Raw genomic sequence first — 22,520 nt, 5'->3', positions numbered from 1 at the left:
CGACCTCTCCTCCTTCCTTCCTCTTCCTTCCTTCTCCCGCACGGCGTTCCATGAAGTTCACCACCTACCTGCGCGATGGCGCACCCCGCCTGGCCCTCGTCGACGGCGACATGCTGATCGACCTCCACGACGCCGACGGCCGCATTCCGCACGACCTGCGCGCGGCGCTGACCGCCGGCATCGACCTGCCCGCCATGGCCGCGGCCTGTGCCGAGGCCGGCGCTGCCCGCGTGCCGATGGCCGGCGTGCGGCTGGCCCCGCTGGTGCCCGAGCCGGGCAAGACGGTCTGCCTGGGCCTCAACTACTTCGACCATGCCAAGGAAGGTGGGCGCGAGAAGCCCGACTACCCCTGGTTCTTCTTCCGCGGTGCCAGCTCGCTGATCGCCCATGGCGATGCCGGCGTGGTGCCGCGCGTGTCGCCTCGCTTCGACTACGAAGCCGAACTGGCCGTGGTCATCGGGCGGCGAGTGCCGCGGCACGTGAAGGAGGCCGATGCGCTGCAGTACGTCTTCGGCTACAGCTGCTTCAACGACATGAGCGTGCGCGACTACCAGAAGCGCACGCCGCAGTGGACCATCGGCAAGAACTTCGACGCCACCGGCGGCTTCGGCCCGGTGCTGGTGACGGCCGACGAACTGCCGCCCGGCGCAACGGGCCTGCGCATCCAGGGCCGGCTCAACGGCGAGGTCATGCAGGACGCCAACACCACCGACATGATCTTCGGCGTGGCCGAGACCATCGCCCTGCTGGCCGAGGTGCTCACGCTGGAGCCGGGCGACGTGATCGTGATGGGCACGCCCGCCGGCGTGGGCCAGGCGCGCACGCCGCCGGTGTGGATGAAGGCCGGCGACACCTACGAGGTGGAGATCGAGCGCGTCGGTCTGCTTTCCAACCCCATCGTCGGGGAAGCGCAGGCATGACGGCCGCGCCTGTCTACGACGTCGCCATCGTGGGCTACGGGCCGGTGGGCCAGGTGGCCGCCGGGCTGCTGGGCCAGCGCGGCTTCAAGGTCCATGTGTGCGACCGGCTGACGGAGGTCTACCAGATCCCCCGCGCCATCGCGCTGGACCACGAGATCATGCGCGTCTTCCAGCAGCTGGGCGCGGTGGAGGCCATCGCACCCTTCACCGAGCCCTTCTCCAATTCGGAGTACTTCGGCGTGGACGGGCAGCTGATCCGGCGCATGACCATGCTGCCGCCGCCCTATCCGCAGGGCTACACGCCCTCGCTGGTGTTCACCCAGCCGCCGGTGGAGCGGGCGCTGCGCGAGCGCGTGGCGCGCCTGCCCAACGTGACGGTGGAGCTGGGCGTGGAGATGACCGCCATCGCGCAGGACGCCGAAGGCGTGCAGCTCACCCTGCAGCGCGAGGGCCGCAGCCACACCGTGCAGGCCCGCTATGCCATCGCCTGCGACGGCGGCAGCAGCGGCGTGCGCACGCAGCTGGGCCTGCCGCTGGAGGACCTGGATTTCGACGAGCCGTGGCTGGTGGTCGACGTGCTGCTCAACGCCGCCGGCATGGCCCGCCTGCCAGCAGTGAGCGTGCAGTACTGCGAGCCGGATCGGCCTTGCACCCTGGTGCTGGGCCCGGGCAACCACCGCCGCTGGGAGATCTCGCTCAAGGCCGGCGAGGACCCGCGGGAGATGGCCACGCCCGAGGCCACCTGGCGGCTGCTGTCGCGCTGGATCGGCCCGGAGCACGGCGAGCTCTGGCGACAGGCCAGCTATCGCTTCCATGCGCTGGTGGCGGCCGACTGGCGGCGCGGCCGCGTCTTCCTGGCGGGCGATGCGGCCCACATGCAGCCACCCTTCCTGGGCCAGGGCATGTGCCAGGGCATCCGCGATGCGGCCAACCTGGCCTGGAAGCTGGGCGCCGTGCTGGGCGGCGAGGTTCAGGGCGAGGCGGCCGAGGCGCTGCTGGACAGCTATGGCCACGAGCGCCGTGCCCATGTGCGCGAACTCACCAGCCGCATCAAGCAGGTGGGCGCCGTGATCTGCGAGCGCGACACCGACCGCGCCCGCGAGCGCGACCGCCGCCTGCTGGCCGAGTCCGGCGGCGAGGTGCGCGATACGCCCAGGCAGGACATCCTGCCCGGGCTCGAGACCGGCCTGCTGGCCGAGCGATCCGCCGGCGGCCGGGGCGGCCTGTTTCCCCAACCCTGGCTGCGCACGGCGCAGGGGCCGCGGCGCATGGACGCGCTGCTGGACCCTGGCTGGCGGCTGGTGATGGCCGCCGGGGTGGCTCTGCCCGAGGGCGGCTTCGACGGCCTGCGCCTCCTCAGCCTGGGCGAGCAGCCCGAGACCGAGGGCGTGGTGCGCGACTGGTTCGCCCGGCACGCGGCGGTGGCCGCGCTGGTGCGGCCCGACCACTATGTGTTCGGCACCGCGGCGCGGGCCGAGGACATCGGCGCCCTGCTGGACGAGGCCGCCACGCGCCTCGGCCTGGCCACGGCCTGCGCCGCCTGAACGGCGCCCGCCGCAATCACGGCGGCGAGGCAGGCCACGCTTTCGACGACGACAACAACCACAGACGGAGACAACGCACCATGAACCGACGCCAATTCCAGCAGGCCCTGGCCGCCCTGGCCCTGCCCCTTGCCGCCCCTGCGGCGCTCGCCCAGTCCTGGCCCGAGAAGCCCGTGCGCTTCGTGCTCTCGCAGCCCGCGGGCTCGGGGCCGGACATCCTGGCCCGCCAGATCGGCGACCAGCTTTCGCGCCTGTGGCAGCAGGCCGTGATCATCGACAACCGCCCCGGCGGCCAGAACGTGATCGGCGCCCAGGTGGCGGCCCGTGCCGCACCCGACGGCTACACGCTCTACTACGCCACCACCGCGGCCATGGTGACCAACGTGTTCACCTTCAAGTCGCTGCCCTACGACCCGGCGCGCGACTTCGTGCCGGTGCGGCTGGTCGGGCGCAGCCCCTTCGTGCTGGCTGCCGCGGCCAGCTTCCCGGCCAAGGACCTGCCCGACCTCATCGCCCGCGCCAAGGCCCAGCCCGGGATGCTGGCCGCGGGCACCGAGGGGCCCAAGACCTTCTCGGGCATGGTGCTCGACAGCATGGCCGCCACCGCCGGCATCAAGCTCAACCAGGTGCCCTACACCAAGGCGCCCGAGGCGCTGCAGGACCTGCTGGGCGGCCGGCTGCAGCTGGTGTGCCTGCCCGAGGCGGCCCTCACCGCCTACATCCAGGGGGGTCAGGTGCGTGCGCTGGCCGTGAGCACCGGCAAGCGGCTGCCGCAGTGGCCGCAGGTGGCCACCGTGGCCGAGACCCTGCCGGGCTTCGAGTTCACCGGCTGGAACGGCATCTTCGCGCCGGCCGGCACGCCCGCTGCGGTGGTGGCCCGCGTCAATGCCGACCTGGACAAGGTCATGGCCCAGCCCGAGACCGCGCAGCGCCTGGCCGCGCTGGGCACGATGGCCGAAGGCCCCATGAGCCCGGCCGAGTTCGGCAGCTTCATGAAGGCCGAGCGCGAGCGCTGGGCGGTGGCCGTCAAGACCATCGGCCTGCAGCCCGAATGAGTCAGGCCGGGCAAGCGACATGCAACGACGCGACTTCATCCGCCAGGCCGGCGCGGGCGCGCTCGCCGGTGCGCTGGGCCTGACCCTGGCGCAGGCTCAGGCCGAACGCACCGCCTTCATCATCTCGGGCTTTCCGGCCGGCGGCATGGGCGACCAGGTGGCGCGCCCGCTGGCCGAGAAGCTGCGCGGGCGCTATGCGCCCGGTGTGGTGGTCGATGCCCGGGTGGGCGCCGGCGGCCGCATCGCGGTGGACTACGTGCGCCGGGCGGTGCCCGACGGCATGACCATCCTGCAGATCCCCAGTTCGCCGATGACGCTGTACCCCAACACCTACCGCAAGCTGAGCTATGACCCGCTCGCGGACTTCGTGCCGGTGTGCAGCACGGTCAACTATGCCTTCGTGCTCACCGCGGGGCCCGGCGTGCCGGCCGAGGTACGTACGCTGGCCGACTACCTCAAGTGGGTGCAGGCCAATCCGCAGGCCGCCACCTATGGCGTGCCGGCGGCGGGCTCGGCCCTGCACTTCGTGGGCATGCTGCTGGAGCGCCACGGCGGCCGCAAGCTCACGGCCGTGCCCTACAAGGGCGGCGCGCCGCTGCTCAACGATGTGCTGGGCGGCCAGGTGCCGGTGAGCATCAGCGTGCTGGGCGAGGTCATGCCTTACATCCGCAGTGGCCGGCTGCGCGGACTGGCCGTCTCCAGTGCGCAGCGCTCGCCCTTCCTGCCCGATGTGCCCACCTTCGTCGAACAGGGACTGGCCGACGTGGTGGTGCAGGAATGGCTGGGCTGGTTCCTGCCGGCCCGCGCGCCGCGCGAGCGGGTGCAGCAGCTGAACGCGCTGGTGGGTGAGGGCCTGCGCGATCCGGCGCTGGTCGACAGCCTGGCCAGGAACGGGCTGCAGCCCTTCCACCAGTCGCCGGAGGAATTCGCGCAGCTGGTGCGCGGCGACTTGGCGCGCTGGGCGCCCATCGTGAAGTCCTCGGGCTTTACCGCGGAGGACTGACAGCATGGCGATCGAACTGACGGGTGCGCAGGCGCTGGTGCGGCTGCTGGCGGTCGAGGGCGTGGAGCAGGCCTACGGCATCGTGGGCGGCAAGCTGGCGCCGCTGCTGCATGCCATCGCGGGCCAGCCGGGGCTGCGCTTCATCGGCACCCGGCACGAGGCCGCGGCGCCCATGATGGCGGCGGCCACCTTCGCCGGAACCGGCCGGCTGGCCGTGGCCATCGGCGAGATGGGGCCGGGCGGGCTCAACCTGATCTCGGGACTGGGTGTGGCCTTTGCCAACCAATTGCCGCTGCTGGCCATCACCACCAACCAGCACCGCGCTGCGGCCTATCCGCACAGCGGCATGTTCATGGACCTGGATGCGGTGGCCGTGAGCCGCGCCATCACCAAATGGAACGCCGTGGTCCACGACGCCCGGCGCCTGCCCGAGCTGGTGCGCCGCGCGCTGCGCGAAGCCCTGGGTGGCCGGCCCGGTCCGGTGCACCTGGACATTCCGCAGGACGTGCTGGCCCAGCGCTGCGCCTTCGCCGATGACGAGTTCGACCTGCCGCCGCACCGCTACCGCGCCATCGGTCGGCCGCGGCCGGATGCCCAGTCTGTGGCGCAGGCGGCCGCGTTGCTGCGCGCGGCGCGCCGTCCGCTGATCGTGGCGGGTGGCGGGGTGGTGGCCAGCGACGCGGCGGCGCAGGTGCAGGACCTGGCCGCGCGCCTGGGCTGCCCGGTGGTGCCCACGCAGATGGCGCTGGGCGTGGTGCCCACCGCCAGTGCACATTTCATCGGTCATGGCGGCCTCATCGCCGGTGCCCCGGTGCAGGCGGCCTTTGCCGAGGCGGACGTGATCGTGGCCGTGGGCTGCCGCTGGTCGTCCTGGATGTGGGACGCGCAGGGCCCGCTGGCCCGGCGCAGCCACCGCACCATCGCCATCAACCTGGACCCCTCGGCTCTGGGCCATCCCGCGGTGCATCAAGTTGCCATGCAGGCCGATGCCCGCGCCGCGCTTGATGACCTGGCTGCGGCGCTTCGAGCCGCCGATCTGGCGGTGGAGGCCGACTGGTTGCCCCGCATGAGGGAGGGTCGGCGTCGCTACGAAGCCGACATGCATGCCGCGGCCGATGCGCCCCGCGAGGAGGGCGCCGCCATGCATCCGGCGGCGCTGGCGCGCGAGATCGGCGCAGCACTGCCGGTCGACGCGCTGGCGGTGTTCGATGGCGGCCACACCACGTTCTGGTCCAACGACCTGACGCCCGTGACCGCACCGCGCACGCGCTTCCACGAGCCGGGCATGAGCCACCTCGGTTTCGGCCTGCCCTATGCACTGGCGCTGCAGGCGGTGCATCCGGGGCGGCCGGTGGCGCTGATCACGGGCGACGGCTCCTTCGGCTTCACGCTGAACGAACTGGACACGGCCCGCCGCCACCGGCTGCCCGTGCTGGTGGTGATCCACAACAACGAGGCCTGGGGCATCATCCGCGCCGGCCAGCGCAAGGCGCTGGACTTCGAGCTGGGCACCGACCTGTCGGGTACCGACTATGCGGCGGTGGCACGCGGCTTCGGCTGCCACGGCGAGCGCGTGCTGGCGCCGCAGGACGTGCGTCCGGCCATGGAACGGGCCTGGGCCAGCGGCCTGCCGGCGGTGCTGGACTGCCGCACCGACTTCCTGCCCCATCCGGCCGGGCCGATGTTCGGCAGCATGAACCAGTACGGCTTCGAGGCGCTCACGCGGCTGCCCGCGGCCCCATCGGCCTGATCGCTTTCCTCTTTACTTTCCTGGACACGCCATGACCGCCTCCCTCACCCTCGACCAGGCCCAGCGCCTGCTGGCCGCCGCCCTGGCGCGTTCGCGCGAACGCGGCTTCAAACCCATGGCCGTGGCCGTGCTCGACGGCGCCGGCCACCTCAAGGCCTTTGCCAGCGAGGACGGCGCCAGCATGTTCCGCTTCGACGTCGCCCGGGCCAAGGCCTGGGGTGCGGTGGGCATGGGCGTGGCCAGCCGTGCGCTGGCCGAACGGGCCCGCGACAACCCGAACTTCTTCGTCTCGCTGTCGGCCACGGCGCAGGGCCGCTTCCTGCCGCAGACCGGCGCCGTGGTCATCAAGGATGCCGCCGGCACGGTGATCGGCGCCGTGGGCGCCAGCGGTGGCACGGGCGATGAGGACGAGCTGATCTGCATCGCGGGCGTGGAGGCCGTCGGGCTGCAGTGGGGCTGAGCCTGGCCGCCGTGCGATACGTCGCGCATGGGCACCGGGGCGCGGCGCCCGCCGTGGGCGCCGTTGCCGGTGCGGGCCGTATCCGCGATCGAGAGGCTGTCGATGGCCGCCCCCGGCGCCAAACCGGAACACGATGAAACACCCTGCAGCCTGCCCGTGCGGCATCGATGTCCACGCGCATGTGGTGCCGGAGAACTTTCCGAGCTATATCGGCGACAGGCTTCCCGCCGAGTGGCCGTCGATGGCTCCCGCCCATGCCTGCCATCGCCACGTGATCATCGCGGGCAAGGTGTATCGCACCGTCTCCGACGGCTGCTGGAACACCGCCCGGCGTCTCGACGATCTCGCCGCCATGGGCCTGGCCATGCAGGTGATCTCGCCGATGCCGGAGCTGCTCTCCTACTGGATGGCGGCTGCGGACGCGCAGCAGCTGCTTCGCTACACCAACGACTGCATGGCATCGATGGTGAACGAGGGAGGCGGCCGTATCGCGGCGCTGGGTGCGGTTCCGCTCCAGGATCTGGACCTGGCCATTGCGGAGCTGGAGTACGTGGTCAAGACGCTCGGATTCGCCGGCGTGGAGATCGGCAGCAACATCAATGGCGTGCCGGTCGGTGCACCACAGCTCGATCCCTTCTTCGAGGCCTGCGAAGGGCTCGGCGCCGCGGTGTTCGTCCACGCACTGCGACCGGCGGGCATGGAGCGGCTCGTCGGCCCCGCCTCTCTGCAACAGGTGCTGGCCTATCCGGGGGACGTCGGATTGGCGGCGGCATCGGTCATCACCGGCAATCTGATGTCGCGCCGCCCGAGATTGCGCATCGCCTTCAGCCACGGCGGCGGCACGCTCGCATCGTTGTTGCCGCGCCTGCAACAGGGCTGGGACGTCTTTCCTGAACTGAGGCAGAGCCTCGGCGCCTCGCCGGTGGAACAGGCTCGCCAACTGTTCTACGACACGCTTGTCTTCGATGCGCGGACGCTTCGCCATCTGGTCGATCAGTTCGGTGCCGGCCAGTTGATGGTGGGCACCGACTACCCCTTCAACTTCCGCGATCGCATGCCGGTGGAGCGCATCGAGGCCGCAGGCTTCGATGCCCCGACGGCCCAGGCGCTCCTGCATCGGAATGCGGCGCGCTTTCTCCACCTTCCGGCCGGGGCGCCGGCCGCGTGATCCGCCAGGGAGACCACCAGCGAGCGACCACGATGGGCCTCTCGTTCGCATTGCAACAAGGCTTTCGATGCGCACCACGAGCCATGATCGAAGCGGCCCAGCCTGACATGGGACGACCGGCCCCCACGCTCCGCAGCCGGTGGGGCTGGCAACCGATGGCGGCCCGCCGGGCAGCTCAGCCGGCCGGGCCAGGCGTCTCCAGCTCCACCACCGTCTCGCGCAGCCAGGCGCCGATCTGCGCCAGCCGGCGCGCGTCGGCCGCCTGGTCGCGCAGCACGCCGCAGTTCATCACGTAGCGCAGGCCCTCGACAGGTCGGCTGAAGGGCACGGCCACCGCCACGATCTCGGGACGGAAGTCGGCCGAGCTGCACCACCCCTGCCGCCGGCAGTCGGCCATGGCCGCACTGGCGGCCGGCCACAGCCGCGCGAAGGCCTCGGGTTGCGTCAGGCGCAGGCGGTGCAGCAGGGCCTCGCGCGTCGGGTGGTCCACGCTGGCCAGCCAGGCCCGGCCCATGGCGGTGTGCAGCATCGGCATCGGGGCGCCGGTGTCGGGCGGCAGCAGGCGCGCGTCGGTCTGCCAGGCGGTTTCGACATAGACCATGCTGGTCTCGTGCGGCAGGCCCAGCGATACGGCGCCGCCGGTGCGCGCGGCCAGCGCCAGCATGGCGGGCCGTGCGCGACGCCGCAGCGGCAGCCCCGAGAGCATGGGATAGGCCGCGGCCAGCACGGCCGGCGCCAGGCGGTAGCCGGCCGTGGCCTCGTCGCGCCGCAGATAGCCGCGTTCCATCAGCGTGTGCACCAGTCGCTGCACGGTGTTGGGCGCCAGCCCCAGCCGCCGCGCCAGCGCGCGGATGCCCAGGGCGGGCTCGCCCGGCGTGAAGCTGCGCAGCAGGTCGATGCCATGCGCCAGCGTGCGGGCGAAGCCGCCATCGCGTGGATCGTCCTGCACGGCCGCCGTTCCGTGGCCCACCAGCCAGGCGGGCGCGGGTGGCACGGCCGGTGGCTGGCCCGCGCCGTCGCGCAGCAGGGCGCGCTGCCAGTCGGCCTCGATGGTGCGTGCCAGCTGCACGAGACATGGGCCGATCTCCCGCTGCAACGCGCGCGGTGCCAGCCGTCGCGCGGGCAGGCCGGCGTTGAGCAGCAGGTGCTCGCCCTGCAGCGTGATGCGCAGCGGCACGGCCACAGCGTGCACGTCGGGCAGCCAGTCGCCTTCGGAGTGGCAGAAGCCCTGCGCGGCCCACTGCCGCTGGGCTTCGCGCAGCACGCGGTCGAAGCGGCTGGCTTGCGCGCCGTCCACGACGGCGAGCGCCACGCGGGCTGCTTCGCGTTCCGATGGCGTCGCTGTGGCCAGCCAGGCGCGGCCAATGGCCGTGTCCAGCAGGGGCAGCGGCGCCCCCAGGTCGGGCTGGAAGGTGAGCGGGTCGTTGTTGCGCCAGGTCTCCACATAGACCATGCGGTGCCGGTCGCGCATGCCCAGCGATACCGAGGCGCCCAGCGCATCGGCCAGCTGCTTCATCGGCAGCCGGGCGATGCGTCGCAGGCCCAGCTGCGCGAGCAGCGGATAGCCCAGCGTCAGCGCGCCGCTGCCCAGCCGGTGGCCACGCCCTTCGCCGGCGGGGACGACGAGGCCGCGGCTGGCCAGCGTGGTGGTGAGCCGGGTGATCGTGGCGCGGGCGAGGCCGGTGCGCTGCGCGAGGGCCGAATTGCCCAGCACGGCGGGCGCGCCGGCAAAGGCCTCCAGCACGTCCAGGCCGTTTGCCAGCGTGGTGGCGAAGCGCGGGTCGGTGATCGGCATTGGGGAAAGAGCGGCCTGGATGCGGGGCGGTGTCTGTCCAATATAGCGAAACAGCGTTTGGCGCCGGACCGGTGCCTCCCTAGTCTTCGGGCCCTGCCGCACTTCAGTGTGCCGGCACCCACCGGAGACAACGACATGCTCAAGCAACTGATGGCCGCCACGCTGGCGGCCGGCCTCGCACTGGCCGCGCCGCTCGCCTCGGCGCAGGCCGCCTATCCCACCAAGCCGATCCGCCTGGTCGTGCCCTTTGCGCCCGGCGGCTCCGCCGACGTGGTGGGCCGTCTCATCGCCGAGGAACTGCGCGCCGGCCTGGGCCAACCCGTGGTGGTGGACAACCGCCCCGGCGCCGGCGGCAACATCGCCGGTGACATGGTGGCCAAGTCGCCGGCCGACGGCTACACGCTGCTGCTGGCGGCGGCCGGTCCCATCGCCATCAACCCCAGCCTGTATGGCCGCATGCCCTACAACCCGGCCACCGACCTGGCGCCGGTGGTGCTGCTGGCGCGCGACCATCAGCTCATGGCCGTCACGCCGTCGGTGCCGGCGCGCGATGTGCGCGAGTTCATCGCCTATGCCAAGGCCAATCCGGGCAAGGTCTCCTTCGGCTCGCCGGGCAACGGCACGCCGGCGCACCTGGGTGGCGAGCTGTTCAACCAGATGGCGGGCACCCAGATGGTCCATGTGCCCTACAAGGGCAGCGCGCCGGCCATGAACGACCTGATCTCGGGCCAGATCACGGTGATGATCGACAACATGCCGGCGCTGCTGCCCCAGGTGCAGTCCGGCCGCCTGCGGGCCCTGGGCGTGGCCAGCCCGTCGCGCGCGAGCGGTGCCCCCGACATTCCCACCGTGGCCGAGTCCGGCCTGCCCGGCTTCAACGTCACCGCCTGGAAGGGCCTGATGGCGCCGGCCGGCACGCCCAGACCCATCGTCGCGAAGCTGAACGAAGTGGCGTTGGCGGCCGTGGCCAAGCCGGAGATCCGCAAGCGCCTGGTGGACCTGGGCGCCGAGCCCGGCGGCGGCAGCCCCGAGGACTTCGGCGCGCTCATCGCCAAGGACAGCCGCAGCTGGGCGGCGCTGGTGAAGTCCACCGGCGCGCGGGTGGACTGAGGCATGCCCGACGCTTTCGATCCCGCGCAAGGGCCGCTGCACGGCCTGCGCATCCTGGACATGGCCACCGTCGTGGCCGCGCCCTTCGCCGCCACGCTCTGCGCCGATCTGGGTGCCGAGGTGACCAAGCTGGAACTGCCCGACGGCAGTGACGCCCTGCGCTCGCTGGCGCCGGTGGAGCCCGGCCATGCCCTGTACTGGAAGGTGCTCAACCGCGGCAAGCGCGGCATCACGCTCGACGTGCGCACCGACGTCGGTCGCGCGTTGTTTCTGCGTCTGGTGGCCGGCATGGACGTGCTGGTGGAGAACTTCCGCCCCGGCACGTTCGACCGCTGGGGACTGGACCTGGCAACGCTGCACCAGGCCAATCCGCGCCTCATCGTGCTGCGGCTCACCGGCTTCGGCCAGACCGGGCCCTATGCGGGCCGGCCCGGCTTCGCGCGCATCTTCGAAGCGATGGGTGGCCTGGCCCATCTGACCGGCGAGGCGGACGGCCCGCCGCAGCATGTCAACTTTCCGCTGGGCGATTCGATGGCCGGCCTGTTCGGCGCCTTCGCCATCGCCGCAGCGGCCGCCGAGCGGGCGCGTTGCCCCGATGCGCCCGGCCGCGAGATCGACCTGTCGGCCACCGAGGCGCTGCTGCGCGTGCTGGAGCCGCTGGCCGTGGAGCGCGAGCGCACCGGCCAGGCGCGCCAGCGCAGCGGCGCCCGCGCCACCTACACCGCGCCGTCCAACATCTATCGCACGAAGGACGGCGACTGGATCACGCTCGTGGGCTCGTCGGATGCCATCTTCCGGCGCCTGTGCGTGGCCATGCAGGCGCCCGACATGGCGGCCGACCCGCGCTTCGCCACCAACCCGCTGCGGGTGCGGCACCTCGATGCGCTGGACGGACGCGTCGCCGCCTGGTGCGCCGCGCACAGCCATGACGAGCTGCGGGCCGCGCTCGATGCGCATTCGGTGCCCTTCTGCAAGGTCTACGACATCGACGACGTGCTGGCCGATCCGCACTTCGCGGCGCGGGACGCCATCGTGCGCCTGCCCGATGCCGAGCTGGGCTCGGTGCCGGCGCCGGCCGTGGTCCCGCGCTTCGGCGGCCATGCCTTCGCGCCGCCGCGCACCGGCCCGGCGGTGGGCGAGCACAACGCCGAGGTCTTCGGCGCGCTGGGGCTCACGGCCGAGGACCTGCGCGGGCTGCGTGCGGCCGGTGCGCTGTGAGGTGCCAGCCACGCCGTGGAGCCTCTCCGTCCCCCCGCCTCACGGCCCAATGCACGATGGCCGACCCAGAGCCGTTCGGGCTGAGCCTGTCGAAGCCTGGGCACACGCGCAGGGCATGACTGAGTGACCTTGGCCCACGGCCCACCCTTCTCCCCTTCATCCTTCATCCCCCACGACCATGATCCGCGACACCGCCGCCTTCGACGAAACCCTGCAATCCCTGCGCCGCTATGTGCGCGAGCGCCTGATCCCGCGCGAGGCCGAGGTCGAGGTCCGCGACGAGGTGCCCGCCGACCTGGTGGAGGACATGGCGCGGCTCGGCTTCTTCGGCTGGTCCATCCCCGAGGCCTGGGGCGGCGCCGGCATGACGACGGAAGAGCTGGTGCTGGCGGCGATGGAACTGTCGCAGGCCTCGGTGGCTTTCCGGGCGCGCGTGGGCACCAACACCGGCATCGGTTCCGAGGCGCTGGTGGCCGATGGCACGCCCGCGCAGAAGGACCGCTACCTGCCGCTGATGGCCAGCGGCCAGCTCACGGGTGCCTTCGCGCTGACCGAGCCCGAAGCCGGTTCGGACGCCACGGCGCTCAAGACCACGGCCGTGCGCGACGGCGATCACTATGTGTTGAACGGCACCAAATGCTTCATCACCAATGCGCCCATCGCCGGTCTGTTCACGGTGATGGCGCGCACCGATCCGCAGGACGCCAGCGCCCGCGGCATCAGCGCCTTCCTGGTTGAGCGGGACATGCCCGGCTTGAGCACCGGCACGCTCTACCGCAAGATGGGGCAGGCCGGATCGCCGGTGTCGGAGGTGCATCTGCAGGACTGCCGGGTGCCGGCCAGCCACCTCATCGGCGGGACCGAGGGCACGGGCTTCAAGACGGCGATGAAGGTGCTGAACAAGCAGCGCATCCACTTGGCGGCGCTGTGCACGGGGCCGGCGATCCGCATGCTGGACGAGGCCATCGCCTGGACGACGCAGCGCCGGCAGTTCGGCCAGCCGGTGGCGGCCTTCCAGCTGATGCAGGCGCTGATTGCCGATTGCCAGACCGAGATCCAGGCGGCGCGCGCGCTGATCCTGCAGACGGCGCGCGAGCGCGATGCGGGGCAGGATGTGACGTTGCAGGCGTCGATCTGCAAGTACTTCGCGTCCGAGATGTGTGGGCGCGTGGCCGACCGGTGCGTACAGATGCTGGGCGGCACGGGCTTCATCCAGGGTCACCCGATCGAGCGCTTCTACCGCGATGTTCGGCTGTTCCGGTTGTACGAGGGCACGAGCCAGATCCACCAGCTCAACATCGCGAAGCGGACGATTGCGGCGGCGGGGTATCGACTGGCCGATTGAGCGGGCCCGTCTGCGCGTTTGCGTTCTCGGGTGTGGTGATTGGTGCCTGATGCTTGGTGCTTGGTGCGCGTCAAGGGTGACATGGCGAGTGCCGTGAAGCTAACCCGGCAGAGGACGCCGGCATGCGCGCTCCCGGTGCACGCTCGCGCTGACCGGCTTGCCTCGCCGGACGGGTGCTCGCTTTCCGCCGACGTGCCCGGGGCACTGCACGGCGCCGCGAATGGCACCTCCGCACGCAGACCGGCATCCTCCGCCTCGACGCTGCGCCCGAACGGCCGGGTTCGGCCATACGGGTCCTAACTCCGTTCGCCCTGAGCTCGTCGAAGGGCAGAGCGGAGCGCGGCGCAAATGCCCGGCGCTGCTTGACCTGCTTGCGTGCCGCCCACAGGTGCGAGGCTTCGACAGGCTCAGCTCGAACGGTCTGGGGGTTGACGGGCCCGCCTTGCCCTGAAACGCAGGATCAGGACTTCAGGACTCAAGGACTCAAGGACTCAAGGACTCAAGGACTCAAGGACTCCACGGCCCTGATGGTCTCAAGGCCCCATGACCTGAACAGCGGAGGGCTCGCGCGCAACGTCGAGGCGGAGGATGCCGGTGTGCGTGCGGAGGTGCCATTCGCGGCGCAGTGCAGTGCGGCAAGCACGTCGGTGGAGAGCGGGCACCCGTGTCGTGCAGCAAGCCGGTCGGCGCGAGCGTGCACCGGGAGCGCGCATGCCGGCGTCCTCCGCCGGGTTAGTACCCCTATCGCCAGTGCCCGGCGCCCTATTGCCAGTGCCCGAGGCCCTATTGCCAGTGCACCAGCGTCCTACCACCACTGCCCCGAGACGCTTCGCCAGCGCACCAGGCCCCTGCCACCCATCGTCCCAGGACACGACCGCCGGTCGACGCAGGAGAAGCGGCGGATCTTTCCCGCCGGTCAGTGAGACCCCGACGAACCCGCGCTACCGGATCACCTGCCGCGCCCGCAGACCTTCCAGATCGCTGCCCTGCAAACCGAGCAGCTCGCCCAGCACCTCGGCCGTGTGCTCGCCCAGATGCGGCGGCGGCTGGTGCACCGGCGCGCGCTGGCCGTCGAACACGTAAGGCGGTGCGTGCACGCCCTGCGTGCCGGCCTCGCTGTCCTCGAAGCTGTGCCACAGGCCCACCTCGCGCGTGCGCTTCGAACCGAGCGCCTCGTACAGCCCCAGCACCTCGCCGCAGGGAATGCCCGCCGCGTCCATGCGTTCGATCAGTTGCGCCCGCGGATGCCTGGCGATCTCGGCCAGGAGGATGGGCAGCAGCACGGCGCGGTGCTTCGAGCGTTCGGTGTTCTGCGCGAAGCGCGGGTCCAGCGGCAGGTCCGGCCGGCCGATCACCGCCTCGCAGAACTTGCGGAACTGGCCGTTGTTGCCCACGGCGATCACCACCGGCCCGTCGGCCGCGTCGAAAACGCCATAAGGAACGATGGACGGATGCGAGTTGCCGAACTTGGGCGGGTCGGCCTGCTGCATCCAGGCCGTGAGGCCGTAGTACGAGGTGATCATCATCCCGCCGTCGTACAGCGACATCTGGATGTGCCGGCCCCGGCCCGTTCGATGGCGCTCGTGCAGCACCGCCAGGATGGCCTGCCCGGCATACATGCCCGTGAACATGTCCACCGCCGCGATGCCGAACTTGAGCGGGCCCTGGCCCTCCTCGCCGTTCATCGCCATCAGACCCGTCTCGCCCTGGATCACCAGGTCGTAGCCCGGCCGCGCGCGCTCGGGCCCCAGCGCCGAATAGCCCGCGATGGAGCAGTAGACGAGCCCGGGATTCAGCGCCTTCAGGTCCTCATAGCCCAGGCCCATCTTCTCGGCGCCGCCATGCTTGAAGTTCTGGATCAGCACGTCGCTCTTCGCCGCCAGCTGTCGCGCCATGTCGCGGCCCTCGGGCGTCTGCAGGTCGAGGGCCACCGAGCGCTTGTTGCGGTTGCAGCTGTTGAAGTAGGTGGTGTTGTGCTGGCCGATGCGCAGCCCCCAGTCGCGCGTGTCGTCGCCGCGCTCCGGATGCTCGACCTTGATCACCTCCGCGCCAAGGTCGGCCAGCGCCTGCGCGCACAGCGGGCCCGCCATCACGCGGGACAGGTCCAGCACACGCAGGCCGGCGAGCGGGGCGGGAGACAGGGACGTCATGGCGGGCGGGGCTTCAAGTGCCTTGCTTGGGGATGTTCAGGCTCTGCAGCAATGGCAGCCAGCGGTCCGATTCGGTCTTGACGAAGCGGTCCAGCTCTTCGGGCGTGCTCCCGCGCGGCTCCATGCCGATGGCGCGGGCGCGGGCCACGAACTCGGGGTCGGCGATCACCTGGTTGACGGCCTTGTTCAATTTGTCGATCGCGGCGCGCGGCGTGCCGGCCGGCACCGAGAACGAATACCAGAGCGTGGCCACCATGTCGTAGCCCATCTCCTTGAAGGTGGGGGCGTCGGGCATCTGCGGCAGGCGCTGGTCGTCCATCACGCCCAGCACGCGCAGCTTGCCGGCCTTGATGTAGGGCAGCGAGCCGGTGATGGAAGTCCCGTGGATGTCGATCTGCCCACCCAGCAGGGCCTGCAGTGCCGGCGCGTCGCCGTTGAAGGGGATGTGCGTGGTGCTGAAGCCCTGGGCGCGCTCGAAGGCGATGGGCGCCAGGTTGGTCAGGATGGAGGCACCCGGCGAGCCGCGGTTGATCTTGCCGGGGTTGGCCTTGGCATAGGCCACCATCTCCTTGATGTTCTTGTAGGGCAGGTCGGTGCGGCCCACGATCACCGAGGGCTGATAGGCGATCTGCGTGACCGAGGCGAAGTCCTTGGCCGGGTCGTAGGGCAGCTTGTCGTACAGCGCGATGTTGTTGGCCAGCGTGCCGAGCGACGAGACCAGCACCGTCTGGCCGTCCGGCTTGGAGCGGGCCACGTAGTCGGCCGCCAGGATGCCGCTCGCACCGGGCTTGTTGTCGATGATGACGTTCATGCCGTGCTTGTTCAGCTCCTGGGCCAGGATGCGGCAGTACTGGTCGGTACCGCCCCCGGCGGCGAAGGGCACCACGATGCGGGTGACGTTCTGCTGGGCGAAGGCCGGGCTCAGCGCGCAGGCGCCGAGCAGCAGGCCGGCCAGGAAGTGGCGGCGATGGCTCATGGTGTGTCTCCGGGTCTTGGGCCCTGTCTCGGGCGTGGCGGCCAGTCTAGGGGGGTGTCCACAGACCTTGATCTCGATCAATGAAAAGATGCTTTCCGTGTCCTGCACATCGGGGCCCGGACCGGCTGCGCACACTGCGGGGCATGCCGCATCTCGACATCCGCCGCCTGGGCACCACGCGCGACCAGCTGGGCGAAAGCCCCTGCTGGGACGCCGAGGCGCAGGCCATGTGCTGGATCGATGCGCTGGCCGGCACGATGCACCGCCTGCACCCCGCCACCGGCGCGCTGGAATCGCATGCGCTGCCTGCGCCCCTGGGCGCCATCGCGCCGGCCCAAGGCGATGCGGTGGTGGTGGCGCTGCGCCATGGCTTCGGCCGCTACGACTTCGGCACGCGCCGGCTGACGATGCTTGGCGACATCGGCCTCTCGGATCTCGACGTGCGGCTCAACGACGGCAAGTGCGACGCGGCGGGCAACTTCGTGGCCGGCACCATGCACATGAACCGGCCGGCGGATGTGCCGGTGCGCGGCGGGCTTTACCGGCTGTCGCCGGCAGGTCGCGTGGAGCAACTGGCCGACGACATCGGCTTTGCCAACGGCCCCTGCTTCAGCCCCGACGGACGCACGCTCTACCTGGCCGACAGCCTGGCGCGCGTCATCTGGGCTTACGACTACGACCCGCAGGGCGCGCTGGCCAACAAGCGCCGCTTCGTCGAGACGCATGCTTTCGACTCCGGCCCCGATGGCGCCACGGTGGACGCCGAGGGCTTCGTCTGGAGCGTCATGGTGCGCGCGGCGCAACTGGCCCGCTTCTCGCCGTCGGGCGAACTGGAGCGGCTGGTGCCGCTGCCGCTGACGTACCCGACCAGCCTGTGCTTCGGCGGGCCGGGCTTGACGCGGCTGTATGTGACCAGCATCTCGCGCAGCGCCCGGCTGGAAGGCCGGCTGCCGCAGGACGGCGGCCTGTTCGTCGTCGACGGGCTGTCGGTGGCGGGCTTGCCCACGCAGCGCTTCGGCGGATAGCGGCGAGCGCCGCTCTCGGCCGCAGCGGCTCAGCCGGCCGCGAGCTTCAGCAACTGCACCAGCTTGGCCGCCTGCGCCGGGCTCAGGCGCGCCAGCGTGGCGTCGCTGACGCCGGCGGCGGCATCGGCAAGTCGTTCGTAAAGCGCCAGGCCCTCCGGTGTCAGCGAGACCAGGACCCGGCGCCGGTGCGCCGGGTCGTCCTGGAACTGCACCAGTCCCCGTGCTGCCAGGCGGTCCGCCACGCCCTTGATCGTGGCGGCATCCATGGCGGTCATGCGCCCCAACAGGTTCTGCGAGCACTCCTGCACCTGGGCCAGCTTGGAGATCACCGCCCACTGGGTGGGCGTCAGTCCGTCCAGGGCCTGGGTCAGCAGTTCCGCATTGCGCTGATAGAGAACCCGCAGCAGGAAGCCGACCTGTTCATCCAGTCGATAGCTCATCGGGGCATTGTGCTTTCGTGTGCCAGGCCGGTGCGCCGGCCCTGGCTCGGATTCTGCTAAGTGGCTGCGTCCGATTGTTTGCATACAAACAATCAAGGCGGCATGGCGAGGCTGCGGACGGTGCTCGCGCCTGTGCAATCTGATTCCAACTCAATCATCGCGAGGGATTCCATGATGAAGTTACAAGGATGGTGTGTGACTGGTGTGGCTGCGGCCGCCACGCTGCTGGTGACCGCATGCGGAGGAAGTGGCGGGGGCACGAGCTTTGCGCCCACGGCAGCAGCGCCCGCGCCCGCTTCAAGCGGGACCTCCACGAGCAGCGCGCCTGCGCCGGCGCCTGAGGCGAGCTTCGAGGCCCAGTGCAGTGCACTGGCCGGGCTGCCGCTGGCCAACGGAAAGCTGGTCAGCGCGGTCTACACGGCGGGCGTGACCAACACGGCGAGCCCCGCATCGTCCACACCCGACCACTGCCTGGTGCGCGGCGAACTCAATTCGCGCACGGGCGTCGACGGCAAGCCCTACGCGATCCTCTTCGAACTGCGGCTGCCCAAGGACTGGAACCAGCGCTTCTTCTACCAGGGCGGCAGCGGCGTGGACGGCAGCGTGCCGGCCGCGCTCGGCGCCTATCCCGGGGGTGGCGCCACGCGCAACGCGCTGCTGGACGGCTATGCGGTCGTGACCACCGACTCGGGGCACGAGGCGCCCTTCGACATGAGCTCGAACGTCACCTTCCTGTTCGCGGTCGATCCGCAGGCCCGTGACGAATACGGCGACAAGCAGCTGCCGCTGGTGGCCGGCTCGTCGCAGGCGGTGATGAAGCAGCTCTATGGCATGCAGCCCAGCCGCTCCTATTTCGTCGGCTGCTCCAACGGCGGGCGCCAGGCGATGGTTGCGGCCCAGCGCTACCCACAGCTGTTCGACGGCATCGTGGCCGGCGCGCCCGGCTTTCGCCTGACGGCGGCGGCGCTCGAGGGCTCGATCTTCCGTGCCCAGGCGGCGGCGTCGGTGGCGCCCTTGGGCACCGACGGCAAGCCCGACATCTTCAATGCGCTCACGAGTGCGGAGAAGGACACGGTGCGCAACCGCATCCTCGCCAGCTGCGACGCGGCCGACGGCGTCACCGACGGCATGGTCAGCAAGCCCAGCGCCTGCAACCCCGATCCGTCCCAGTGGGTCTGCACCGGCGGCGCCACCAGCAACTGCCTCAGCGCCGACAAGGCCGCCTATGTGAAGAAGTTCTTCGAGGGTGCGAAGACGTCCACCGGCCGCCAGATCTACGGACCTTGGCCCTATGACCCCGGCATGATCGACACGGTCGGCACGCCCGCCCAGCTGTACTACGCCATCTTCGCGGGCGAGGCCTCGCACGTGTACACCACGCCGCCGACGGTCACGCCCGACCTGCTCGGCTACGCCCGCACGGCCGACCTGGATGCCGAGTACGCCAAGATCTTCGACGTGTCCGGCATCTACACGCGCTCCGGCCACGAGTTCACGGACGCGGACTCGGCCGACATGGACGCCTTCCGCGCGCGGGGCGGCAAGATCCTGTCGTTCAACGGCACGGCCGACTGGGCCTTCTCCTTCACCGATCTGTCCAGGTACCAGGACCGCGTGATCGCACGCTACGGCCGCACCGAGGCCGACAAGTTCGCCCGCGCCTTCGCGGTGCCCGGCATGGACCACTGCAGCGGCGGCAAGTACGGCACCGACCAGTTCGATGCCTTCGGCGCCGTGGTCAACTGGGTCGAGAAGGGCCAGGCGCCCGACGTGATGGTGGCCACCGCACGCGCCGCCGCCGGCGTCGCTTGGCCGGGCCGCACCCGTCCGCTGTGTCCGTATCCGAAGGAAGCGGTCTACAACGGCTCGGGCAGCATCGAGTCGGCCGGCAGCTTCAGCTGCCGCTGACGGGCGGCTGCCCCTCGCCGGCACCGCACCGCGCTCGGCGCGGTGCCGGCTCAGATCCGCTCGGAAATCTCGATCAGGTTCAGGTCGGGGTCGCGCACGTAGACCGAGCGGATCTTCCCCGTCGCGCCGGTGCGCTCGACGGGGCCTTCGATCACCGGCCAGCCGTGGGCCGCCAGCCGTGCGAGCACCTCGTCCAGGGGCACCGCAGAGATGAAGCACAGGTCCAGCGCGCCGGGCACCGGAAGGTGGGCCTTGGGCTCGAACTCCGAACCCTGGACATGGATGTTGATCTTCTGGGGGCCGAACTTCAGGGCCTGCCGCTCGACGGGCGGCGTGCCGCCGACGAAGCTTTCCAGCTGCATGCCGAGAACACGGGTGTAGAAGTCGACGCAGGCCGCCGGACGGGAAGTCGTGAGCACGAGATGGTCGAGGTGGTCGATCATGATGCGGTTCCTTTCGGTGTCAGCCGCGCGGGCGCGCGGCATGGGGTCGGCCATGGCCTGCCTGCGGCGAGCGCTGCGACGGCCTCAGACATCGGCCGGCGCGTCGTCCTGCAGCGCCTCGGCCACGAAATCCACGAAGGCCCGCACCTTCAGCGGCAGGGCGCGGTTCTGGCGGAACACCGCGAAGATGCCGTTGGAAAACGCCCGCACCGCGAAGCGGTACTCGGGCAGCAGGCGCACCAGGGTGCCGTCCTGCAGGTTGCTGCGCACCGTGGGCTCGGACAGCAGCGCCACGCCCATGCCGCCCAGCGCGGCCAGGCGCAGCATCTCGCCGTTGTTGGCGCTGAGCACACCCTGGATCGCCAGCTCCTGCTGCGCGCCCTGCTCGTCCACGTACTTCCAGCTCGTGGCCTCGTGTTCGCGCCGGTAGGTGAGGCATCGGGCCTGCGGCAGGTCGTTCGGGTGCCTGATGCGTGAATTGGTCTTGAGGTAGGCGGGGCTGGCCACCAGCACCTCGTCGCTGGACAGCAGCCGCTTGATGACGAAGCCCGAGTCGTTGGATTCGCCGGTGCGGATGTCCACGTCGAAGTCGTGCTCGACCAGGTTGACCGGATGCTCCGACAGCTCGATCTGCACCTGGATGTCCGGATAGCGCTGGGCAAAGCGCGGCAGCAGTGGCGCCAACACGCGCAGGCCGATGTGCGTGCGCGAGTGCACCCGCAGCCGGCCTTCGGGCCGCTGGCGGGCGCTGCGCGCGGCCTGCTCGGCATCGGCCATGGCCTCCAGCACGCCCTCCGCGCGTGACAGGAAGGCCTGGCCGGCCTCGGTCATCTTGAGGTTGCGGCTGGTGCGGTCCACCAGCTGCACGCCCAGCTCTTCCTCCAGCGCGCTGATCCGGCGCGAGATGGTGGCCGGCGACAGGCTCAGGCTGCGCGCCGCGGCCGACAGGCTGCCCTTGCGCTGGGTGGTGACGAAGATGCGCAGCGAGTCGAGGGCCTTCATTTCGAAAGACGCAAAGAAGGTGTGCGCATGCCGGTGCGCTGGCAGGCCGGGGCGTTCCTAGCATTGATCCACGTCACGAACCAACGATCAGGAGCAAAGGCCATGGACTTCGGAATCTTCATTCTGATGCAGCAGCGGAACAAACATAAGACCTCGCACGAGATCCTGCGGGACGCGGTGGAGCAGACACGCCTGGCGGACGAGCTGGGCTTCGGCGCGGCATGGTATGCCGAGCACCACTTCAGCAACTACGGCATGTGCTCGTCGCCGCTGACGATGATCGCGCATTGCGCCGCCGCCACGCGCCGCATCCGCCTGGGCACGGGCATCGTGGTGGCGCCGCTGTACACGCCGGCCCGCCTGATCGCCGATGTGGCGATGGTGGACCAGCTGTCCAACGGGCGGCTCAATCTGGGCATCGGCTCGGGCTACCAGCACTTCGAATTCGAGCGCTTCGGCGTCGCACTGGAGACGGCCAAGGCCCGCACCTTCGAGATGCTGGACATGCTGGAGCTGGGCCTCAAGCAGCCCAAGTTCAGCTACGACGGGCAGTACTACCAGCAGCCCATGAGTGCCATCAGCCAGCGCGCGGTGCAGCAGCCCGGCCCGCCGATGTGGATCACCAGCGTGGACCCGAGCTTCGTCGCCCGCGCCGTGCGCGGCAACCACCATGTGTTCGTCTCCGGCGGCGACGGCGGCCTGGAGAAACTGGCCAGCACCCGCGCCCTCATCGACCGTGTGGCCACGCAGGAGGGCAAGGACCCGGCCGCCGTGCCCGTGGGCCTGCTGCGCGCCGCCTATGCCAGCAACGACAAGGCCGAGGTCGAGAAGTACCTGGACTGCGCCCGCTACCAGCGCCGCATCGCCGTCAGCCTCAAGCGCCGCACGGCGCAGATCGCCGACGACTACCAGGTGGAAGAGGGCATCGTCGAGGGCGAGCCCACGCTGGACGAGATGCGCGCCCTGCTGCCCGTGGGCAGCATCGACACGGTGATCGAGCGCGTGGTCAAGGAGATTCGAACCCTCAAGCCGGTGCACTACTGTTTCCAGACCCAGATGGGCGACTTCGACCACCCCACCATGCTGCGCCAGCTGCGCACCTGGGCCGAGGTCATCATCCCCACCGTGCAGCAGGAGATCGCCAACGACCCGCCGCACCGCGCCGCCGCCGCCCAACCCGAACTGGCCGCGGCCTGAGCCGCACGCCG

Annotated in this window: 19 protein-coding genes; 13 read left to right on the top strand and 6 right to left on the bottom strand. The window is 70.8% G+C overall.

The window, feature by feature from the left end; all coding sequences use genetic code 11:
* Positions 1-50: 50 nt before the first annotated feature.
* The 7 genes from ACT54X_RS20530 (at position 51) to ACT54X_RS20500 (ending at position 7,900) form a co-directional block, all read left to right on the top strand.
* A complete protein-coding gene (locus tag ACT54X_RS20530; RefSeq protein ID WP_294375455.1) occupies positions 51-920 on the top strand; it encodes a fumarylacetoacetate hydrolase family protein in 870 nt (289 codons plus the stop codon).
* Positions 917-2,464 (top strand): bifunctional 3-(3-hydroxy-phenyl)propionate/3-hydroxycinnamic acid hydroxylase, encoded by a 1,548-nt coding sequence (locus tag ACT54X_RS20525; RefSeq protein ID WP_476348246.1) that lies wholly within the window; start codon positions 917-919, stop codon positions 2,462-2,464. The genes ACT54X_RS20530 and ACT54X_RS20525 overlap by 4 nt, the downstream gene beginning before the upstream one ends.
* Positions 2,465-2,544: 80 nt before the next feature.
* A complete protein-coding gene (locus tag ACT54X_RS20520) occupies positions 2,545-3,519 on the top strand; it encodes a Bug family tripartite tricarboxylate transporter substrate binding protein (protein ID WP_476348244.1) in 975 nt (324 codons plus the stop codon).
* A gap of 19 nt (positions 3,520-3,538) precedes the next feature.
* Positions 3,539-4,522, top strand: coding sequence for a tripartite tricarboxylate transporter substrate-binding protein (locus ACT54X_RS20515; RefSeq protein WP_476348242.1), 984 nt, complete (start codon positions 3,539-3,541; stop codon positions 4,520-4,522).
* A gap of 4 nt (positions 4,523-4,526) precedes the next feature.
* Positions 4,527-6,272, top strand: a complete 1,746-nt coding sequence (locus ACT54X_RS20510; protein ID WP_476348241.1) for a thiamine pyrophosphate-binding protein — start codon at positions 4,527-4,529, stop codon at positions 6,270-6,272.
* Positions 6,273-6,303: 31 nt separating this feature from the next.
* A complete protein-coding gene (locus tag ACT54X_RS20505; protein WP_295529351.1) occupies positions 6,304-6,732 on the top strand; it encodes a GlcG/HbpS family heme-binding protein in 429 nt (142 codons plus the stop codon).
* A 133-nt stretch (positions 6,733-6,865) separates the two neighbouring features.
* Entirely contained in the window at positions 6,866-7,900 is a 1,035-nt protein-coding gene (locus tag ACT54X_RS20500; protein WP_354319495.1) for an amidohydrolase family protein, read from the top strand.
* 175 nt (positions 7,901-8,075) lie between these two features.
* On the opposite strand, the gene ACT54X_RS20495 is transcribed toward ACT54X_RS20500, so the two are convergent.
* Entirely contained in the window at positions 8,076-9,695 is a 1,620-nt protein-coding gene (locus ACT54X_RS20495) for an IclR family transcriptional regulator (protein WP_476348238.1), read from the bottom strand.
* Between the two features lie 135 nt (positions 9,696-9,830).
* Here ACT54X_RS20495 and ACT54X_RS20490 point away from each other — a divergent pair, with 135 nt between their 5' ends.
* From ACT54X_RS20490 to ACT54X_RS20480, 3 genes are all read left to right on the top strand, one after another.
* Entirely contained in the window at positions 9,831-10,805 is a 975-nt protein-coding gene (locus tag ACT54X_RS20490) for a Bug family tripartite tricarboxylate transporter substrate binding protein (RefSeq protein WP_476348236.1), read from the top strand.
* Between the two features lie 3 nt (positions 10,806-10,808).
* Positions 10,809-12,023: a CaiB/BaiF CoA transferase family protein gene (locus ACT54X_RS20485; protein ID WP_476348234.1), complete on the top strand. Its 1,215-nt coding sequence runs from the start codon at positions 10,809-10,811 to the stop codon at positions 12,021-12,023.
* 178 nt (positions 12,024-12,201) lie between these two features.
* Positions 12,202-13,368: an acyl-CoA dehydrogenase family protein gene (locus ACT54X_RS20480; RefSeq protein WP_476348232.1), complete on the top strand. Its 1,167-nt coding sequence runs from the start codon at positions 12,202-12,204 to the stop codon at positions 13,366-13,368.
* 941 nt (positions 13,369-14,309) lie between these two features.
* Here ACT54X_RS20480 and ACT54X_RS20475 read toward each other — a convergent pair.
* Together ACT54X_RS20475 and ACT54X_RS20470 are read right to left on the bottom strand one after the other, a co-directional pair.
* Positions 14,310-15,518 carry a CaiB/BaiF CoA transferase family protein gene (locus tag ACT54X_RS20475; protein ID WP_476348230.1) on the bottom strand — a complete coding sequence of 403 codons (1,209 nt, stop codon included), beginning with the start codon at positions 15,516-15,518 and terminating at the stop codon, positions 14,310-14,312.
* 13 nt (positions 15,519-15,531) lie between these two features.
* The gene (locus tag ACT54X_RS20470; protein ID WP_354319489.1) at positions 15,532-16,494 is read right to left on the bottom strand and encodes a Bug family tripartite tricarboxylate transporter substrate binding protein; all 963 of its coding nucleotides are present in this window, start codon (positions 16,492-16,494) and stop codon (positions 15,532-15,534) included.
* Positions 16,495-16,637: 143 nt separating this feature from the next.
* On the opposite strand from ACT54X_RS20470, the gene ACT54X_RS20465 reads away from it, so the two are divergent.
* Complete coding sequence (locus ACT54X_RS20465) at positions 16,638-17,519, top strand: SMP-30/gluconolactonase/LRE family protein (protein ID WP_476348228.1); 882 nt, start codon at positions 16,638-16,640, stop codon at positions 17,517-17,519.
* 29 nt (positions 17,520-17,548) lie between these two features.
* Here the strand turns inward: ACT54X_RS20465 and ACT54X_RS20460 are convergent, their stop codons facing one another.
* Positions 17,549-17,959, bottom strand: coding sequence for a MarR family winged helix-turn-helix transcriptional regulator (locus ACT54X_RS20460; RefSeq protein ID WP_354319487.1), 411 nt, complete (start codon positions 17,957-17,959; stop codon positions 17,549-17,551).
* Between the two features lie 171 nt (positions 17,960-18,130).
* Between ACT54X_RS20460 and ACT54X_RS20455 the strand changes: the two genes are divergently transcribed.
* A complete protein-coding gene (locus tag ACT54X_RS20455; protein ID WP_476348226.1) occupies positions 18,131-19,867 on the top strand; it encodes a tannase/feruloyl esterase family alpha/beta hydrolase in 1,737 nt (578 codons plus the stop codon).
* A 50-nt stretch (positions 19,868-19,917) separates the two neighbouring features.
* Here the strand turns inward: ACT54X_RS20455 and ACT54X_RS20450 are convergent, their stop codons facing one another.
* On the bottom strand, positions 19,918-20,310 hold the full coding sequence (locus tag ACT54X_RS20450; protein WP_354319485.1) for a VOC family protein: 393 nt from the start codon (positions 20,308-20,310) through the stop codon (positions 19,918-19,920).
* A gap of 84 nt (positions 20,311-20,394) precedes the next feature.
* Positions 20,395-21,312 (bottom strand): LysR family transcriptional regulator, encoded by a 918-nt coding sequence (locus tag ACT54X_RS20445; protein ID WP_354319484.1) that lies wholly within the window; start codon positions 21,310-21,312, stop codon positions 20,395-20,397.
* 102 nt (positions 21,313-21,414) lie between these two features.
* Between ACT54X_RS20445 and ACT54X_RS20440 the strand changes: the two genes are divergently transcribed.
* Complete coding sequence (locus ACT54X_RS20440) at positions 21,415-22,509, top strand: LLM class flavin-dependent oxidoreductase (protein ID WP_354319483.1); 1,095 nt, start codon at positions 21,415-21,417, stop codon at positions 22,507-22,509.
* The last annotated feature ends 11 nt before the right edge of the window (positions 22,510-22,520 follow it).

The organism is Pseudacidovorax sp. DMC4 (assembly GCF_056314265.1).
The sequence above is the reverse complement of the archived record's forward strand: the minus strand, read 5'-3'. Positions and strand labels throughout refer to the sequence as shown.

Excerpts from the sequence above, each read along its gene's own strand:
- ACT54X_RS20530 (WP_294375455.1), top strand. The coding sequence starts at position 51 with ATGAAGTTCACCACCTACCTGCGCGATGGCGCACCCCGCCTGGCCCTC.
- ACT54X_RS20525 (WP_476348246.1), top strand. The coding sequence starts at position 917 with ATGACGGCCGCGCCTGTCTACGACGTCGCCATCGTGGGCTACGGGCCG.
- ACT54X_RS20520 (WP_476348244.1), top strand. The coding sequence starts at position 2,545 with ATGAACCGACGCCAATTCCAGCAGGCCCTGGCCGCCCTGGCCCTGCCC.
- ACT54X_RS20515 (WP_476348242.1), top strand. The coding sequence starts at position 3,539 with ATGCAACGACGCGACTTCATCCGCCAGGCCGGCGCGGGCGCGCTCGCC.
- ACT54X_RS20510 (WP_476348241.1), top strand. The coding sequence starts at position 4,527 with ATGGCGATCGAACTGACGGGTGCGCAGGCGCTGGTGCGGCTGCTGGCG.
- ACT54X_RS20505 (WP_295529351.1), top strand. The coding sequence starts at position 6,304 with ATGACCGCCTCCCTCACCCTCGACCAGGCCCAGCGCCTGCTGGCCGCC.
- ACT54X_RS20500 (WP_354319495.1), top strand. The coding sequence starts at position 6,866 with ATGAAACACCCTGCAGCCTGCCCGTGCGGCATCGATGTCCACGCGCAT.
- ACT54X_RS20495 (WP_476348238.1), bottom strand. The coding sequence starts at position 9,695 with ATGCCGATCACCGACCCGCGCTTCGCCACCACGCTGGCAAACGGCCTG.
- ACT54X_RS20490 (WP_476348236.1), top strand. The coding sequence starts at position 9,831 with ATGCTCAAGCAACTGATGGCCGCCACGCTGGCGGCCGGCCTCGCACTG.
- ACT54X_RS20485 (WP_476348234.1), top strand. The coding sequence starts at position 10,809 with ATGCCCGACGCTTTCGATCCCGCGCAAGGGCCGCTGCACGGCCTGCGC.
- ACT54X_RS20480 (WP_476348232.1), top strand. The coding sequence starts at position 12,202 with ATGATCCGCGACACCGCCGCCTTCGACGAAACCCTGCAATCCCTGCGC.
- ACT54X_RS20475 (WP_476348230.1), bottom strand. The coding sequence starts at position 15,518 with ATGACGTCCCTGTCTCCCGCCCCGCTCGCCGGCCTGCGTGTGCTGGAC.
- ACT54X_RS20470 (WP_354319489.1), bottom strand. The coding sequence starts at position 16,494 with ATGAGCCATCGCCGCCACTTCCTGGCCGGCCTGCTGCTCGGCGCCTGC.
- ACT54X_RS20465 (WP_476348228.1), top strand. The coding sequence starts at position 16,638 with ATGCCGCATCTCGACATCCGCCGCCTGGGCACCACGCGCGACCAGCTG.
- ACT54X_RS20460 (WP_354319487.1), bottom strand. The coding sequence starts at position 17,959 with ATGAGCTATCGACTGGATGAACAGGTCGGCTTCCTGCTGCGGGTTCTC.
- ACT54X_RS20455 (WP_476348226.1), top strand. The coding sequence starts at position 18,131 with ATGATGAAGTTACAAGGATGGTGTGTGACTGGTGTGGCTGCGGCCGCC.
- ACT54X_RS20450 (WP_354319485.1), bottom strand. The coding sequence starts at position 20,310 with ATGATCGACCACCTCGACCATCTCGTGCTCACGACTTCCCGTCCGGCG.
- ACT54X_RS20445 (WP_354319484.1), bottom strand. The coding sequence starts at position 21,312 with ATGAAGGCCCTCGACTCGCTGCGCATCTTCGTCACCACCCAGCGCAAG.
- ACT54X_RS20440 (WP_354319483.1), top strand. The coding sequence starts at position 21,415 with ATGGACTTCGGAATCTTCATTCTGATGCAGCAGCGGAACAAACATAAG.